The sequence below is a fragment of the Rhizobium sp. 21-4511-3d genome (genome assembly GCF_053522545.1).
Genome location: NZ_JBNWCF010000001.1, coordinates 618,815 through 634,890 on the forward strand (window position 1 = coordinate 618,815; position 16,076 = coordinate 634,890).

16 protein-coding genes, 3 tRNA genes and 1 riboswitch are annotated in these 16,076 nt (G+C 61.2%); of the genes, 15 read left to right on the forward strand and 4 right to left on the reverse strand.

What is annotated here, in order from left to right:
* Positions 1 to 60: 60 nt before the first annotated feature.
* A riboswitch (FMN riboswitch) is annotated at positions 61 to 209 on the forward strand.
* A gap of 89 nt (positions 210 to 298) precedes the next feature.
* Together ACQZ5H_RS03280 and ACQZ5H_RS03285 are read left to right on the forward strand one after the other, a co-directional pair.
* Positions 299 to 1,198 (forward strand): DMT family transporter, encoded by a 900-nt coding sequence (locus tag ACQZ5H_RS03280; RefSeq protein ID WP_449096726.1) that lies wholly within the window; start codon positions 299 to 301, stop codon positions 1,196 to 1,198.
* A gap of 96 nt (positions 1,199 to 1,294) precedes the next feature.
* Positions 1,295 to 3,493, forward strand: a complete 2,199-nt coding sequence (locus ACQZ5H_RS03285) for an esterase-like activity of phytase family protein (protein WP_449096727.1) — start codon at positions 1,295 to 1,297, stop codon at positions 3,491 to 3,493.
* Between the two features lie 294 nt (positions 3,494 to 3,787).
* Here the strand turns inward: ACQZ5H_RS03285 and ACQZ5H_RS03290 are convergent, their stop codons facing one another.
* Together ACQZ5H_RS03290 and ACQZ5H_RS03295 are read right to left on the reverse strand one after the other, a co-directional pair.
* On the reverse strand, positions 3,788 to 4,774 hold the full coding sequence (locus ACQZ5H_RS03290) for an aldo/keto reductase (protein ID WP_449096728.1): 987 nt from the start codon (positions 4,772 to 4,774) through the stop codon (positions 3,788 to 3,790).
* 92 nt (positions 4,775 to 4,866) lie between these two features.
* A complete protein-coding gene (locus tag ACQZ5H_RS03295; RefSeq protein WP_449096729.1) occupies positions 4,867 to 5,373 on the reverse strand; it encodes a DUF3833 family protein in 507 nt (168 codons plus the stop codon).
* 79 nt (positions 5,374 to 5,452) lie between these two features.
* Here ACQZ5H_RS03295 and ACQZ5H_RS03300 point away from each other — a divergent pair, with 79 nt between their 5' ends.
* Positions 5,453 to 5,875: a (R)-mandelonitrile lyase gene (locus tag ACQZ5H_RS03300; RefSeq protein WP_449096730.1), complete on the forward strand. Its 423-nt coding sequence runs from the start codon at positions 5,453 to 5,455 to the stop codon at positions 5,873 to 5,875.
* Between the two features lie 50 nt (positions 5,876 to 5,925).
* Here ACQZ5H_RS03300 and ACQZ5H_RS03305 read toward each other — a convergent pair whose 3' ends face one another.
* Complete coding sequence (locus ACQZ5H_RS03305) at positions 5,926 to 6,531, reverse strand: class I SAM-dependent methyltransferase (protein WP_130282616.1); 606 nt, start codon at positions 6,529 to 6,531, stop codon at positions 5,926 to 5,928.
* Between the two features lie 145 nt (positions 6,532 to 6,676).
* Between ACQZ5H_RS03305 and ACQZ5H_RS03310 the strand changes: the two genes are divergently transcribed.
* The 3 genes from ACQZ5H_RS03310 to ACQZ5H_RS03320 all read left to right on the forward strand — a co-directional run bounded on the left by ACQZ5H_RS03310 (position 6,677) and on the right by ACQZ5H_RS03320 (position 9,475).
* The gene (locus tag ACQZ5H_RS03310) at positions 6,677 to 7,474 is read left to right on the forward strand and encodes an ABC transporter permease (RefSeq protein WP_199628749.1); all 798 of its coding nucleotides are present in this window, start codon (positions 6,677 to 6,679) and stop codon (positions 7,472 to 7,474) included.
* Complete coding sequence (locus tag ACQZ5H_RS03315) at positions 7,471 to 8,130, forward strand: ABC transporter ATP-binding protein (protein WP_112720482.1); 660 nt, start codon at positions 7,471 to 7,473, stop codon at positions 8,128 to 8,130. Before ACQZ5H_RS03310 ends, ACQZ5H_RS03315 begins: the two co-directional genes overlap by 4 nt.
* Positions 8,131 to 8,191: 61 nt before the next feature.
* Positions 8,192 to 9,475, forward strand: a complete 1,284-nt coding sequence (locus tag ACQZ5H_RS03320; protein WP_449097017.1) for an RkpR, polysaccharide export protein — start codon at positions 8,192 to 8,194, stop codon at positions 9,473 to 9,475.
* Between the two features lie 120 nt (positions 9,476 to 9,595).
* Here the strand turns inward: ACQZ5H_RS03320 and ACQZ5H_RS03325 are convergent.
* Positions 9,596 to 9,671: transfer RNA gene (locus ACQZ5H_RS03325), tRNA-Val, on the reverse strand.
* Between the two features lie 396 nt (positions 9,672 to 10,067).
* Here ACQZ5H_RS03325 and ACQZ5H_RS03330 point away from each other — a divergent pair.
* The 9 genes from ACQZ5H_RS03330 (at position 10,068) to nuoF (ending at position 16,074) form a co-directional block, all read left to right on the forward strand.
* Positions 10,068 to 10,144 (forward strand) — tRNA-Asp (locus tag ACQZ5H_RS03330).
* 49 nt (positions 10,145 to 10,193) lie between these two features.
* Positions 10,194 to 10,270: transfer RNA gene (locus tag ACQZ5H_RS03335), tRNA-Asp, on the forward strand.
* Positions 10,271 to 10,515: 245 nt separating this feature from the next.
* Positions 10,516 to 10,881, forward strand: coding sequence for an NADH-quinone oxidoreductase subunit A (locus ACQZ5H_RS03340; protein ID WP_112720492.1), 366 nt, complete (start codon positions 10,516 to 10,518; stop codon positions 10,879 to 10,881).
* Positions 10,872 to 11,456, forward strand: coding sequence for a NuoB/complex I 20 kDa subunit family protein (locus ACQZ5H_RS03345; protein WP_112389670.1), 585 nt, complete (start codon positions 10,872 to 10,874; stop codon positions 11,454 to 11,456). Before ACQZ5H_RS03340 ends, ACQZ5H_RS03345 begins: the two co-directional genes overlap by 10 nt.
* 18 nt (positions 11,457 to 11,474) lie before the next feature.
* On the forward strand, positions 11,475 to 12,077 hold the full coding sequence (locus tag ACQZ5H_RS03350; RefSeq protein WP_112389671.1) for an NADH-quinone oxidoreductase subunit C: 603 nt from the start codon (positions 11,475 to 11,477) through the stop codon (positions 12,075 to 12,077).
* A 69-nt stretch (positions 12,078 to 12,146) separates the two neighbouring features.
* A complete protein-coding gene (locus ACQZ5H_RS03355) occupies positions 12,147 to 13,337 on the forward strand; it encodes an NADH-quinone oxidoreductase subunit D (RefSeq protein WP_449096731.1) in 1,191 nt (396 codons plus the stop codon).
* A complete protein-coding gene (locus ACQZ5H_RS03360) occupies positions 13,337 to 13,615 on the forward strand; it encodes a hypothetical protein (RefSeq protein ID WP_199628745.1) in 279 nt (92 codons plus the stop codon). The genes ACQZ5H_RS03355 and ACQZ5H_RS03360 overlap by 1 nt, the downstream gene beginning before the upstream one ends.
* 16 nt (positions 13,616 to 13,631) lie before the next feature.
* Positions 13,632 to 14,759 carry an NADH-quinone oxidoreductase subunit E gene (locus ACQZ5H_RS03365; protein WP_449096732.1) on the forward strand — a complete coding sequence of 376 codons (1,128 nt, stop codon included), beginning with the start codon at positions 13,632 to 13,634 and terminating at the stop codon, positions 14,757 to 14,759.
* Positions 14,760 to 14,769: 10 nt separating this feature from the next.
* Entirely contained in the window at positions 14,770 to 16,074 is a 1,305-nt protein-coding gene (nuoF, locus tag ACQZ5H_RS03370; protein ID WP_112720476.1) for an NADH-quinone oxidoreductase subunit NuoF, read from the forward strand.
* Positions 16,075 to 16,076 lie beyond the last annotated feature (2 nt).

Below are 16,076 nucleotides of genomic sequence, written 5' to 3' on the forward strand. Positions count from 1 at the left end.
AGCCGGACCCTTTTCGCATTTCCGTGGTCTTGCGGAGCGCAGGCCTTTGATCTACGGATCGGCCGTTCTCAGGGCGGGGTGAAAGTCCCCACCGGCGGTAAAGGGTCTCGGCCCAAGCCCGCGAGCGCTTCGGCCGTCAACGGCCGGGGGTCAGCAGATCCGGTGCAATTCCGGAGCCGACGGTATAGTCCGGATGAAAGAGAATGATCGCAAGCTGTGAGCGGGGCAGGGGTCTGTCCGGCTGCCGTCCTGCGCTCATGCGTCCTGATTTGTGTTGGTCCCTTTCTGGATGAAAGACATGAATCAGACTTCCCTTGCTTTTTCCTCGTCGCGTGCGATGGCCGGTGCCGCTTTCATGGTGCTGGCGGGCATCGCCTTTTCCGTTCTCAATGTCGTCACCCAATGGCTGACGATGAAGCTCGGCTTCGCAGCCGCTTCCGCCGCTTTCTGGCAATATGCCTTCGCACTCCTCTTCTCGCTTCCTTTCCTGCGCCGCGCCGGCCTCTCGGCAATGCGCACCTCTTATCCCTGGCGCCATATCGTTCGCGTAGCGCTCGCCGCCCTCGGCGTCGAAGCCTGGGTGTCCGGTCTGGCCTCGGTGCCGATCTGGCAGGCGATCGCGCTGGTCATGACCTCGCCCTTCTTCATCATCCTCGGTGCCCGCCTGTTTCTCGGCGAGCGCGTCGGCCCGGCGCGCTGGGCCGCGACCGCTGTCGGCTTTGCCGGTGCGATGATCATCCTGCAGCCATGGTCGGACGCCTTCACCTGGGCGGCACTCCTTCCGATTATCTCGGCGCTTTTCTGGGGCGCGTCGTCGCTGATCACCAAGAGCCTGACCGGCATCGAGAAGCCGGAGACCATCACCGTCTGGCTGCTGGTGCTGCTGACGCCGATCAACGGCGTGCTGGCGGGTGTGGCCGGTTTCGAGGTGCCGCAGGGCATGACCCTGGCGCTCTTCGTCTTCGCCGGTCTGCTGACCGTCTTCGCGCAATATCTGCTGACCTTGGCCTACACCGTCGCCGATGCCGCCTATGTCCAGCCCTTCGACGACCTGAAGCTGCCGCTGAACGTTCTCGCGGGATGGCTGTTCTTCGGCTATGCGCCAGCGGGCTATCTCTGGCTCGGCGCCGCACTGATCCTGACCGCCTCGCTCTTCATCATGCGCAACGAGATGCGCCGGGAGAAGAACGCGGCCTGATGCAAAGCGGTGCAAAACTGCACCCGGTGTCATCCGCCTGTCATCCGTTTCCCTCAAAACCCCCATGTTTCGATTTTTCGACGCATGGGGGATTTCATGACTATTTCATCGCGCAAGGCAGCGCTCGCTGCCGTGCTCCTGGCTTCTGTTGCCTTTCCGGCAGTTGCCGAGCCTGTTTTCAATCGCATCGCATCTTTTCCGGTCGCTTCGAACCTGCCTGAAGGCAAGGACAAGCTTTCGACGACCTCTGCAGAAATCATCACCGCAACCGACGACGGCAACACGCTGATCTATAGCGACAGCCCGCTCGGCGCGATCGGGTTCGTCGACATCACCGACGCCAAGGCCCCGAAGGCTCTCGGCGCACTGATGATGGACGGTGAACCGACATCGGTCACCTCGACCTCGGGCAAGGCGCTCGTCGCCGTCAACACCAGCGAAAGCAAGGTCAAGCCGTCGGGCCGCCTCGCCATCGTCGATGTTGCCACCAAGAAGATCGAGAATACCTGCGATCTCGGCGGCCAGCCGGATTCGATCGCCCTCAACAAGGACAAGACGCTCGGCACCATCGCCATCGAGAACGAGCGTGACGAAGAGATCAACGACGGCAAGATCCCGCAGATGCCGGCTGGCGATCTCGTGCTCTTCCAGGTCAAGAACGGCACCGTCGATTGCGGCACCATCAAGCACGTCACGCTGACGGGTCTCGCCGGCATCGCGCCTGAAGATCCGGAGCCCGAATTCGTCTCCTTCAACGGCCAGGACGAAATCGCCCTGACGCTGCAGGAAAACAACGAGATCGTCATCATCGACGGCAAGACCGGCACGGTGAAGACGCATTTCACCGCCGGCAGCACCGATCTCTCCGGCATCGACACCAAGAAGGACGGCCAGCTGAAGTTCACCGGCGAAGCCAAGGGCGTTCTTCGCGAGCCCGACGCCGTAAAGTGGCTGGACGACAACCGTCTCGTCGTCGCCAACGAAGGCGACTATGAAGGCGGCTCGCGCGGCTTCACCGTCTTCGACAAGACCGGCAAGGTTCTCTACGAATCGGGCTCGTCCTTCGAGCGCGCCGTTGCCCATCTCGGCCACTATCCGGAAGGCCGCTCTTCCTCGAAGGGCGTCGAGCCCGAAGGCCTGGAAGCCGCCAAGTTCGGCGACGACCAGCTGTTCTTCCTGCTCGCCGAGCGCGCTTCGGTCGTCGGCGTCTTCAAGGATACCGGCGCTGATCCGGAACTGCTGCAGATCCTGCCGTCGGGCGTCTCGCCGGAAGGCGCGATCGCCATCCCGAGCCGCAATCTCTTCGCCACGGCCAACGAAGCCGATCTCGGCGAAGACGGCGGCCCGCGCTCGCATGTCATGATCTATGAGCGCAGCGAAGGCGCAAAGGCCTATCCGCAGATCGTCTCGGCAGAAAAGGACGGCAATCCGATCGGCTTCGCAGCGCTTTCGGGCCTTGCTGCCGTTCCTGAAAAGGCCGGCCAGCTCTTTGCCGTCTCCGACAGCGTTCTCGGCAATCAGCCGACGATCTACACGATCGACGCCACCAAGACGCCTGCCGTCATCACCGACGCGATGACCGTCAAGCGCGATGGCGCCGCTGCCCAGAAGCTCGACATCGAAGGCATCGCCGTCGACGCCAAGGGCTGGTTCTGGCTGGCTTCGGAAGGCAATAGCGAAAAGTTGCTGCCCCACGCTCTCTACCACGTCAACCCGAAGGGCGAGATCAAGGAAGAGATCGCACTGCCGAAGGAACTGACGGATAACGAAATCCGCTACGGCTTCGAAGGCGTGACGATCGTCGGCTCCGGCGAAGACGCAACGCTGTGGATGGCCGTACAGCGCGAGTGGAAGGACGACGAGAAGGGCTTCGTGAAGCTCGTCTCCTACAACCCGAAGAGCAAGGAATGGGGCGCCGTGCGCTACCCGCTCGACAAGTCTGAAAACGGCTGGGTCGGTCTCTCGGAAATCTCCGCCCATGGCGACAGCGTCTACATCATCGAGCGAGACAACCTCGTCGGCGATGCTGCCAAGCTGAAGAAACTCTACAAGGTCGCCATCTCGGACCTGAAGCCCGCCAAGCTCGGCGGCGAGCTCCCGGTCGTCAAGAAGGCGGAAGCCCATGACTTCCTCGATGAGCTGAAGACGGCAACCAACGGCTACGTCCTCGACAAGCTCGAAGGCTTCGCTTTCGACGCCGCGGGCAAGCCCTACGCCGTCACCGACAACGACGGCGTCAGCGACTCCTCCGGCGAGACCCTGTTCTTCCCGGTCAATCTGGTCGGCACGAACTGAGCTATTCAGGCAGCATGAGATTAGGAAGGCCGGGCGCAAGCCCGGCCTTTTTGTTGTTTGGGCCTGCTATGAAATGAGGCGGTAGCGCCAATCTCTCCCTCATCCCTGTGCTTGTCACAGGGATCCAGCCGCCGCGCGTCTGCGCGGCGAAAAAGTCTCTCCCTCCCAAGGACTTGGGACGGCTGGATCTCTGTGACAAGCACAGAGATGAGGGAAGTGTTTGGGGTGTCAGTCAGGCCAAACAAAAACGGCCGGGCAATAACCCGGCCATCTCTCATTCAATCCGTGCAAATCCTACCAGCGATGATGCACATGCGGTGCGATCAGCCGCTCGTAGATCTCCCGCGTCGCCGCCATCACGTCCTGGGAAAGCGGCGCAAGGCTGGCGGCCTCGGCATTGGCCTTCGCCTGCTCGCCATTGCGCGCGCCCGGGATGACCACGGTAACGGCCTCGTGCATCAGGATCCAGCGCAGCGCGAATGCGGCCATCGTGGCGCCCGCAGGCACCAGCTTGCGGACTTCCTCGACCGCCTGCAGGCCGACCTCGAAGGGGACGCCGGCAAAGGTCTCGCCGACATCGAAGGCTTCGCCGTTGCGGTTGAAGTTGCGGTGGTCGTCGCTCGCGAATTTCGTGTCGCGGGTGATCTTGCCGGAGAGCAGGCCGCTGGCGAGCGGCACGCGGGCAATCACCGCGACGTTCTTGCGGCGGGCTTCCTGGAAGAACAGGTGATCCGGGCGCTGGCGAAAGATGTTGTAGATGATCTGGATGCTCTCGACGCCCGGGAATTCGATCGCCTTCAGCGCTTCCTCGACCTTCTCGACGCTGACGCCGTAGCCCTTGATCTTGCCGGCCTTCTGTAGCTCGTTCAGGCCTTCGAAGACCTCCGCGCGGTAAAGCACTTCCGTCGGCGGGCAGTGCAGCTGCACGAGGTCGAGGCTCTCGACCTCGAGATTCTTCAGGCTGCGGTCGATGAAGCCCTCGAGATTGGCCTTGGTGTAGCCGTCGGCGACATGCGGGTTGAGGCGGCGTCCGGCCTTGGTGGCGACCATCGGGCGCTTGCCGCCGCGGCTCTTCAGGACGTCGGCGACGATCTTTTCCGAGCGGCCGTCGCCATAGACGTCGGCGGTGTCGATGAAGGTCATGCCGGCATCGAGTGCTGCGTTGAGGGTGGCGCGGCCATCGGCCTCGCTGACGTCACCCCAGGAGCCGCCGATCTGCCAGGCGCCGAAGCCGACATTGGTGACCGAAAACGGCATGCGGCCGAAACTATGCTCTTTCATGGAAAATCTCCCTCGTGATGAAACTGCATCGCACCTAGCAGCCGCCGCAGAGGTCGGCAAGCGCGCGACCGCAAGGGAGATAGGGCAGGGTCTCACTTCTTCGAGAAGACGACCCGCACGGTGGCAACCGGGAAGCCGAATTTGCTGACCCAGGCGGTATTCAGCAGCGTCCCATCAGGCTGGCGCCGGATCGTATCGTGGAAGCGCACGATATTCTGCTTAGGCCCGGGCGCGATATCGACGAGATAGCTGTAGCGCGCCACATCGCCCTTGATGGTCACTGCCGCCGGGCCGACGACATCCTCGCGAGTGCCGCTGTAACGGCCGGGCGCGGTCTTGATGAAGCGCCAGGTCTTTCGCTCGCGCTGCCCATCGGCATAGACGAAATCCTCGCGCAGCGTCAGTTGCCTGCCGTTCCAGCGGCCGGTCAGCGCCACGCGAAACTTGCGGTCGACGCCGTTGATTGCCTTGAACTCTCCTTGGGCCACGCTGCGCCCGGCAAAGAAATCTTCGAGCGCGAAATCGCGCGCACTCGCCAGATGCGGCAGCGCGATGATGGCGAGAATCGCGGCGATGATGATGAGACCTGTGCGTCGCATGGTCTTCCTCCACTTCAAATCATCCTGTCACTGACCTACGTTTGCACGCACGCACCGGATCAATCGCAGGAGAATCACAATGGACATCAAGCAGGCCGGATCGCGGCCCTCGACCAGGCCATCCGCCGACTATTTCACCGGCACCGTCCGTCTCGACCCGATCGTCGAAGGGCCGGATCCGGCACGCGTCCGCGCCGCCACCGTCACCTTCGAACCCGGCGCCCGCACCGCCTGGCACACGCATCCCCTGGGTCAGACGCTGATCGTGACGTCAGGCAAGGGCCTCGTGCAGGTCTGGGGGCAGGACATCCGCGAGATCCGCCCCGGCGACGTCGTCTGGTTCGAGCCCGGCGAAAAGCACTGGCATGGTGCAGCACCCGATACCGCAATGAGCCACATCGCCATCCAGGAAGCGCTGAACGGCTCCCCGGTCGACTGGATGGAGCATGTCAGCGACGATCAGTATGCAGGAAAGAGCTGGAGCGTTTCGCGTCAGGCGTGAGCATCCGGCACAAAAGGCGACCGGCATCCGTGCCGGCCGCCACAGCGGCGTCAGAGCCGCTTCAGGCAGTAAGAAAAATGCGCATGTGATTCGACCGTCAGGAACTCGAACTGCCAGCCGTAATCCTTGCAGAACTTGGTGACGGCCTCGACAACGCCATAGACGATCGGCTTCACCGTATTGCCCGTGCAGAAATCATGCCCGGCAATCCGCCCCGTCCGCTTCACCTTCCTGTCGCAGAGCAGGAGCTCCTGCCAGGTAAGCTCGAACGAATGGTCGGTATCGATATAGGCCCAGTCGAGAAACCCGTCCTCGAACTCGTTGAGCTTCTCCAGAGACGTGCCCTGCATCAGCGTGACCTGTCCGGAAGCGATCTCCGCCTCGAACTTGGTCTGCACGTCATGCAGGCCGGAACTGTACCGGTCCATCCCCCAGGGATCGATAAGGAAGAGCTGCGAAGGGCGATTCTTCTCGACGATCTCGGCCGTATACTCGCCAAAGGCCACGCCGACCTCGACGCCCACGCCGCCATTCGGGATACGGTAGAGCAACTCCCCTCTATCCGGCAGGAGCTTTGCATTCTCCATATGATGAGCCGAAAGCTGTGTCCGCGGCATCGCCGCGCGCTGCGCTTGCCGTTCTTCGCGTGTTTTCATCGTCGTCTGGTCTCGCTACCTGAGCGGCTAGCGGCCGCCCTTAAAGTTGTAGTATAAGCAGCTCAGGGTTCGCGCAATGGTGACCCGTCAGCCTCGCGCGCGGCATCGATGACGATGCCGCGGCACAGGCAGGTGAATGGTAGGAATGCAGCAAGCGCAAGGCCATACCCCCGGATATTATCTCGGCTCACATTTGCGTGTCGTCGCCGCACTGCTGATTCGCGAAATGGCGACGCGCTTCGGCAGTAAGCCTGGCGGCTATGTCTGGGCCATTCTCGATCCGGCCGCCTATATCATCTTCCTGACCGTCATCTTTGGCGCCATTTCGCACAAACCGGCGCTCGGCACCAGTTTCCCGCTGTTCTTCGCCACCGGCTATATCTGTTTTCAGTTCTATACGGCTGTCGTCACCTATGTGAACGGCGCGGTCAAATCCAACAAGGCGCTGCTGAGCTACCCCAACGTCGCGCCTGTTGATCCGGTTTTCGCGCGGTTTCTGCTCCAGCTTGGGACCACGTCGGCCGTCGCCGTGCTGATTCTCGGCACGATCTCGCTGTTCCTGAAGACGCCGCTCGTCCTCGACTGGCTGGCGATTATCGAGGCGGCGGCGCTTGCCTGTCTGATCGGCCTTGGCGCGGCGTTGTTCAACAACGTGATCTTCCCGCGGCTGCCGATCTACGAGCAGATTTTCGGCATTCTCAATAGGCCGCTGTTCATGGTCTCCGGCGTCTTCTTTCTGCCGGAACTGATTCCGCCGCCCTATCGCGACATGCTGCTGATCAATCCTCTTTGCCACGCGCTGATGCGGTTCCGCTCCGGATTCTATTCCGAATATGACCCCGGTCTGCTGGATATGCGCTATCTCTATATCTTCACGGCCTGCTGGCTGTTCGTCGGCATGCTGACATTCACCGGCTACAAGCATTTTCTGAGAAAAGAATGATCAGACTGGAAGATGCCACCAAATACGCGCGGGCGAAGGGGATCAACAAGACGATTCTCGATCGGGTCAATCTCGTCATGCCGCGCGGCAAGAGCGTCGGACTGCTGGGACGCAACGGCGCCGGCAAGTCGACGCTGCTGCGCCTCATCGCCGGTACGATCCAGCTCGATGGCGGCCGTATTGTCAGGCGCGCCAAGGTCTCCTGGCCGCTCGGCTTCGCCGGAAGCTTCCAGGGCAGTATGACGGGCGAGCAGAATGTCCGTTTCGTCGCGCGCATCTATGGCGTCGATACAGAACAGCTTGTCGACTATGTCGCCGATTTTGCCGATCTCGGCCCGTTTTTCAGAGCGCCGACATCGACCTATTCTTCGGGCATGAAGGCCCGTCTGGCCTTCGGGCTATCGATGGGCGTCAATTTCGACTACTACTTGGTTGACGAGATTACCGCCGTCGGGGATGCGAATTTCAAGGCCAAGTGCAAGGCGGTCTTCGAGGATCGCCTCCAGGATTCCGATGTGGTCATGGTATCGCATTCGACATCGACCATTCGCGACTACTGCGACACAGGCATCGTGCTGGAAGATGGCAAACTGACTTATTACGAAGATGTCGAGCATGCGATCGAAGCGCATGACCGCAACATGAGAATGAAATGAGGGGCGAGGACAGGTGAGCGAAAATCCAGGACGTCCGGCCGCGGACAAGACACCTGCACGGATCGATGGCGCCGAGGGCCAACCGGTAAGAATCGATCCGCCCATTGCCGCAAAGCCGAAAGCTCCCGCGAAGGCGCCGCCGAATCTTCATCTGCTGCTTGGCACGGATGACGGATCGGCCCGCAAGGGCGTCAAGGGCAAGGCAAAGCCGGGTCTCATCAAACGTCTGCTCAAGCCCGTCAAATGGCGCCATGCGATCATTGCCGCCACCTTCGCGCTCTGCGTCGTCGTGCCGGCATCGACAGCCAGCTTCTACATGGCCTTCATCGCCGCCGACCAATATCACAGCTCGGCCTCCTTCTCGGTGCGCAGCATCGAGGCGGCCTCGGCAGGCGACATTCTCGGCATCTTCTCGCAGGCTTCCGGCTCGAGCACCGTCTCGGATGGCTTTATCCTGATCGACTATATCAGAAGCGAAGAGATGCTCGCCGACGTCTCGAAGAATTTCGATCTGGAAAAGATGTTCGCGCGGCGGGGCGGGGATTTCTTCTTCTCGCTGACGCCGGGCCTGCCGATCGAGGACAAGCTTGAATATTGGCGCAACATGGTTGCCGTGAGCTTCGATCACGCCTCCGGCATCATGACCCTCGACCTTCGGGCTTTCGATCCCAACGATGCCCAGAACCTCACCAATTTCATCATCGGCAGGAGCGAAGCGTTGATCAACACGCTGTCCGACAGGGCTCGCGAAGAGATCATGCGCGGCGCCCAGCAGGAAGTGAAGTTCGCCGAGGACCGGCTGCTGAAGGCGCGCACCGAAGTGCGCCAGTACCGTGACGTCTCTCAGGAAGTCGATCCTGTCGAGGGCGCTAAGGTCGCCTCGCAGATCATCGGGGAACTCGAAGGCAAGCTTGCCAGCCTGAACACGACGCTGACCACGGCGCGGACCCAGATGGCGGAAGAATCACCGCGTATCAAAGTTTTGAAGGCGCAGATGAGCAGCATCCGCGAACAGATCGCGACCGAGAAGGAGCGGCTGGGCAGCGGCGCCGGCAACAACGTCGCATCGTCTGATGTCGCCGGACGTATCGAAAAATTCCAGAATCTCGCGACCGAAGAGGAATTCGCTGAGAAGGCCTACACGGCCGCCATGGCGAGCCTGGAGAAGGCGAGAATCGATGCGAATGGCAAGGAGCGCTATCTCGCGACCTTCATTCGCCCGACCCTGTCGGAGGAGGCGCAATACCCGAAGCGCCTTCTTGATTCGATTCTGGTCCTGCTTGGCTGCCTCTTCGCCTGGAGCGTCGGCGTGATGATCTATTACAACATCCGCGACCGCGCCTGAACGCGTCGGGCAGCGGGAATCATCGAAAGCGCGGCAAATGCCGCGCTTTTTCGTTGTGCGCGTGGCCAAAGCCGCGAAATGCGCCTGAGGTGCAGATATCTGACAACATAAGGAAAAGAATGGTGGGCGATGAGAGACTCGAACTCCCGACATCCTCGGTGTAAACGAGGCGCTCTACCAACTGAGCTAATCGCCCTCGCGTCACGAAGCCTGTTCGGCCCGCCGCGTCGGTGGCCGTGATCTATGCGGATCGGGAAAAAACCGCAAGAGTGTTTGTGAAGATTTTTTGATTTTTTTGGAGGGCGGCAGCGGCAAGCCCGGATTTCCGCGGGTCGGTTGCCTGTGGAAAAAGGGGAGGGGAGGCGCGCTTCTCGGCGGTGGCGCTCTACCTCTCATGTGTGCGGGCGCGTGTGTGCCGGGGTGCCATTGGAGGCTGTCCCGGGGGTGGCCCAAAACAATTTCTGTGCTGTCATCGTTTTGTCTCCAAACCTGCTTGACACTCAAATGCGAACCCCTTAGTTAGCCGCTCATCGAAGCGGCCAGCCCGCCTCGGTGAAGGAAGCGAAAGCCTCCGGAAGACTTGAAATGAAGTGCGGGTGTAGCTCAGTCGGTTAGAGTGCCGGCCTGTCACGCCGGAGGTCGCGGGTTCGAGCCCCGTCACTCGCGCCATTTTCAAGAGGTGCCGAAAGGTGCTTGTCCGGTCTTTCCTTCGCAATGCGCGGGTGTAGCTCAGTCGGTTAGAGTGCCGGCCTGTCACGCCGGAGGTCGCGGGTTCGAGCCCCGTCACTCGCGCCATTTCTTCTCCAAGCCATGCAGATTTTGGTGGGCTGCCATGCAGCCTCTCGCAACTTACGCGGATTTGTCGCGACATCGTTGCAGCTGCTTGATAATGTCGCATCATCGCAGTTGGAATTGGTCTTCTAAAAGTCTTGCGCCGTGGCTCAGCCTGCGCTAACCACGGCTTGTTGCAACGCACGTTCGCTTGCCGGGCATTTGCCCATTGCGCCGCCCGGCGCAGCCGGCAAGCAGGGATGAACATGATGACTGAACTGCTCGGTAATTACATTCCGATCGCTATTTTCATTGGTATCGCTCTCGTTATCGGCCTGGCGCTTCTGATTGCGCCGTTCGCCGTTGCCTTCAAGGCGCCTGATTCGGAAAAGCTCTCCGCTTACGAATGCGGTTTCAATGCCTTCGACGATGCCCGTATGAAGTTCGATATCCGCTTCTATCTCGTGTCGATTCTCTTCATCATCTTCGACCTCGAAGTCGCCTTCCTCTTCCCCTGGGCCGTTTCCTTCGGCGCCATCGGCTGGTTCGGCTTCTGGTCCATGATGGTCTTCCTTGGTGTGCTGACCATCGGCTTTATCTATGAATGGAAGAAGGGAGCCCTGGAATGGGAGTGACCCCCGCCGGCAATCAGCCGCTCGTTTCGCAGGCTCCGAAGGGGATCATCGATCCCTCGACCGGCAAGCCGATCGGCGCCAACGACGCGTTCTTTGGTGAAATCAACAATGAGCTCGCCGACAAGGGCTTTCTGGTCACCTCGACCGACGAGCTGATCAACTGGGCCCGTACCGGCTCGCTGATGTGGATGACCTTCGGTCTCGCCTGCTGCGCCGTCGAAATGATGCAGCTGTCGATGCCGCGTTACGACGTCGAGCGTTTCGGCTTTGCGCCGCGTGCCTCGCCGCGCCAGTCCGACGTCATGATCGTCGCCGGCACGCTGACCAACAAGATGGCCCCCGCGCTCCGCAAGGTCTACGACCAGATGCCTGAGCCGCGCTACGTTATCTCGATGGGCTCCTGCGCCAATGGTGGCGGCTACTATCACTATTCCTATTCGGTTGTTCGCGGCTGCGACCGCGTCGTGCCGATCGACATCTACGTGCCGGGCTGTCCCCCCACGGCGGAAGCGCTGCTCTACGGCGTGCTCCTGCTGCAGAAGAAGATCCGGCGCACCGGCACGATCGAGCGGTAAGGGTTAAGGACAAGACATATGAGCGAAGCCCTCACTGAGCTGTCGTCCTATATCTCGGAAGCGCGTGGCAACCTGGTTGCCGCGTCGCAGCTGAAGTTCGGCGAATTGACCCTGACGACGACGGGTGAAAACCTGATCGCGCTGCTGACGTTCCTGCGTGACGACGCCAAGTGCGGCTTCGTCAACATGATCGACATCTGCGGCGTCGACTGGCCGCAGCGCGAGCTGCGCTTCGATGTCGTCTATCATCTCCTGTCTCCGAAGCAGAACCTGCGCATCCGCATCAAGGTCGCGACCGACGAAGATACGCCGGTGCCGTCCGCCTGCGCCGTCTATCCGGGCGCCGACTGGTTCGAGCGCGAGACATGGGACATGTATGGCGTCCTCTTCACCGGCCACCCGGATCTGCGCCGCATCCTGACCGACTACGGTTTCGAGGGACACCCGCTGCGCAAGGACTTCCCGACGACCGGTTTCGTCGAAGTCCGCTATGACGACGCCGCCAAGCGCGTCGTCTACGAGCCGGTGGAACTGAAGCAGGAATTCCGCAACTTCGACTTCATGTCACCCTGGGAAGGCACGGATTATGTGCTGCCTGGCGACGAAAAAGCGAAGCAGTAAAGCTTTATGGCGACTGGTGGGCTGTTGCCCGCCATTCACTGATTATCTGAGAACGCGAGCCCGATCGCCATGACAGAACATAACGTCCGCAACTTCAACATCAATTTCGGACCGCAGCATCCGGCGGCGCACGGCGTTCTTCGTCTTGTCCTGGAGCTTGACGGCGAAATTGTGGAGCGTGTTGACCCGCATATCGGCCTGCTGCATCGCGGCACCGAGAAGCTGATCGAAACCAAGACCTATCTGCAGGCGGTCCCTTATTTTGACCGCCTGGATTACGTCGCGCCGATGAACCAGGAGCATGCCTATGCCCTGGCCGTCGAAAAGCTGCTCGGCATCGATATCCCGATCCGCGGCCAGCTGATCCGCGTTCTCTATTCGGAAATCGGCCGTATCCTGTCGCATCTTCTGAACGTCACGACGCAGGCCATGGACGTCGGCGCGCTGACGCCGCCGCTCTGGGGCTTCGAAGAGCGCGAAAAGCTGATGGTGTTCTACGAGCGCGCCTGTGGCGCCCGTATGCATGCTGCCTATTTCCGTCCGGGTGGCGTCCACCAGGATCTGCCGGAAGAGCTGGTCCAGGATATCGGCAAGTGGTGCGACGAATTCCCGTCCAAGCTCGACGATATCGACGACCTGCTGACCGGCAACCGCATCTTCAAGCAGCGTAACGTCGATATCGGCGTCGTGTCGCTGGAAGACTGCTGGGCCTGGGGCTTCTCGGGCGTCATGGTTCGCGGTTCCGGCGCTGCCTGGGACCTTCGCCGCTCGCAGCCCTACGAGTGCTATTCCGATCTCGAATTCGACATCCCGATCGGCAAGAACGGCGACTGCTACGACCGCTACCTGATCCGCATGATCGAAATGCGCGAATCCGTTCGCATCATGAAGCAGTGCGTCAATCGTCTGCTGGGCGATGCCAGGACCGGCCCGTTCTCGTCTGTTGACGGCAAGGTCGTTCCGCCGAAGCGTGGCCAGATGAAGCGCTCGATGGAAGCGCTGATCCACCACTTCAAGCTCTACACCGAAGGCTACCACGTTCCGGCCGGCGAAGTTTACGCCGCCGTCGAAGCGCCGAAGGGCGAATTCGGCGTTTACGTCGTCTCCGACGGCAGCAACAAGCCGTACCGCTGCAAGATCCGCGCCCCGGGCTATGCCCACCTTCAGGCGATGGATTTCATGTGCCGTGGTCACCAGCTGGCCGACGTCGCCGCCGTTCTCGGTTCGCTCGACATCGTCTTCGGTGAGGTTGATCGCTGATGAAGCTCACCGTGCTCTCGGCCGCTGCATTCCTCGTTGCCGCCTCGGCTTTCGCCCAGGACAACAACACGCAGGGATTCGGCCCTAAGCTCGGTTCTGATGAAGTAACGCCGCCAAGCGGTCGGGCCACGATGGGGGAGCTCTTGTCCAAGGGTTACCAGATCAAGGCCGCCGTACCGAATGGCAAGAAATTCGTAGTGTTTTTGCAGAAAGACCAGTCGGCCTACGCATGCGAGATGCAGTCATTGACAGCTTCGCAGTGTGGGACCCTAAACTGACAAGGCGTGAGGAAGAATGTCCGTTCGTCGACTAGCCGAAGATCAATTCCAGCCTGCCGCATTCGCCTTCAATGACGAAAACGCGGTCTGGGCGGATAAGACGATCCAGAAATATCCCGCAGGCCGTCAGCAGTCCGCGGTCATTCCGCTGCTGATGCGAGCGCAGGAGCAGGACGGTTGGGTCACGCGCGCCGCGATCGAAAAGGTCGCCGACATGCTGGATATGGCCTATATCCGCGTGCTCGAGGTCGCGACCTTCTACACCCAGTTCCAGCTCGGTCCGGTTGGCACGCGCGCCCACGTTCAGGTCTGCGGTACCACGCCCTGCATGCTGCGCGGTTCGGAAAAGCTGATGGGCGTCTGCCGCAGCAAGATCCACCAGCATCCGTTCGAGCGTAACGCCGAAGGCACGCTGTCCTGGGAAGAAGTCGAATGTCTCGGGGCTTGCGTCAACGCACCGATGATCATGATCGGCAAGGACACCTACGAGGATCTGACGCCTGAGCGTCTCGAAGAGATCATCGATACCTTCAACGCCGGCAATGGTGCGAGCATCACGCCCGGCCCACAGATCGACCGTCACTTCTCGTCGCCGGAAGGTGGCCCGACGTCGCTTCTGAGCGAAGAGCCGAAGGCGAAGGCCAAGACTTCCGCGAAGAAGGCAGACGCCGACGCTGTCAGCGTTCCGCCGTCTGAGGCCGCTCGCCCGAAGAGCACGGATGCGGAAACCAATCCGACGCTGAAGACGCCGCACACGGCGCCGAAGGCTGCTGCCAAGAACGCTGCTGCTGAAGCTGCTCCGGCCGTTGCCGAGAAGCCCGCCAAGGCTGCTGCCGCTCCGGCCGCTGCAAAGCCCTCGCTGGAGGACAAGAACCGTCCTGCAGGGATTGAGAAGCCGGCAGCCCCCGACGATCTCAAGCTGATCTCCGGCGTCGGTCCGAAGATCGAAGCTATTTTGAACGAACTCGGCATCTTCACCTTCGCGCAAGTCGCGGCGTGGAAGAAGGCTGAACGCGAATGGGTCGATGGATACTTGAATTTCAAGGGCCGCATCGAACGCGACGACTGGGTCAAGCAGGCCAAGGCGCTCGCCAAGGGCGGTGAAGCGGAATATATCAAGGTCTTCGGCAAGAAGCCGCGGTAAGAGGTGAAGCATGTTACAAGATAAAGACCGCATCTTTACCAATATCTACGGCCTCAAGGACAAGTCCCTGAAGGGCGCGATGAGCCGCGGCCACTGGGATGGAACCAAGCAGATCCTCGAGAAGGGCCGCGACTGGATCATCAACGAGATGAAGGCTTCCGGCCTTCGCGGCCGTGGCGGCGCAGGCTTCCCGACCGGTCTCAAGTGGTCCTTCATGCCGAAGGAATCCGACGGCCGTCCGCACTATCTCGTCGTCAACGCCGACGAATCGGAACCGGGCACCTGCAAAGACCGCGACATCATGCGCCACGATCCGCATACGCTGATCGAAGGCTGCGTTATCGCCAGCTTCGCCATGGGTGCCAATGCTGCCTATATCTACGTCCGCGGCGAATATATCCGCGAGCGCGAAGCGCTGCAGGCGGCGATCGACGAGTGCTACGACTACGGCCTGCTCGGCAAGAGCAACAAGCTCGGCTACCCGATGGACATCTATGTCCACCATGGCGCCGGCGCCTACATCTGCGGCGAAGAAACCGCGCTGCTCGAAAGCCTTGAAGGCAAGAAGGGCCAGCCGCGCCTGAAGCCGCCGTTCCCGGCCAACATGGGTCTCTACGGCTGCCCGACGACCGTCAACAACGTCGAATCGATCGCCGTTGCTCCGACCATCCTGCGCCGCGGCGCCGGCTGGTTCTCGTCGATCGGCCGTCCGAACAATGTCGGCACCAAGCTGTTCATGCTGTCGGGTCACGTCAACAAGCCGTGCACCGTCGAAGAAGAGATGGGCATCACCTTCCGTGAGCTGGTCGACCGTCACGCCGGCGGTATCCGCGGCGGCTGGGACAACCTGCTCGCCGTCATTCCGGGCGGCGCATCGTGCCCGATCGTTCCCGCCAAGGACATCATCGATTGCCCGATGGACTTCGACGGCCTGCGCGCTGTCGGCTCGTCCTTCGGTACGGCCGCTGCGATCGTCATGGACAAGTCCACCGACGTCATCAAGGCGATCGCCCGTATCTCGGCCTTCTTCAAGCACGAGAGCTGCGGCCAGTGCACGCCGTGCCGCGAAGGCACCGGCTGGATGTGGCGCGTCATGGAGCGCATGGCCAAGGGCAACGCCCAGAAGCGCGAAATCGACATGCTGTTCCAGGTCACCAAGCAGATCGAGGGTCACACCATCTGTGCGCTCGGTGATGCTGCTGCATGGCCGGTCCAGGGTCTGATCCGCAATTTCCGTCCGGAAATCGAAGCGCGTATCGACCAGTACACCGCCAGCGCCATGGATCATGGCGCGGTTCTGGAAGCTGCGGAGTAAGC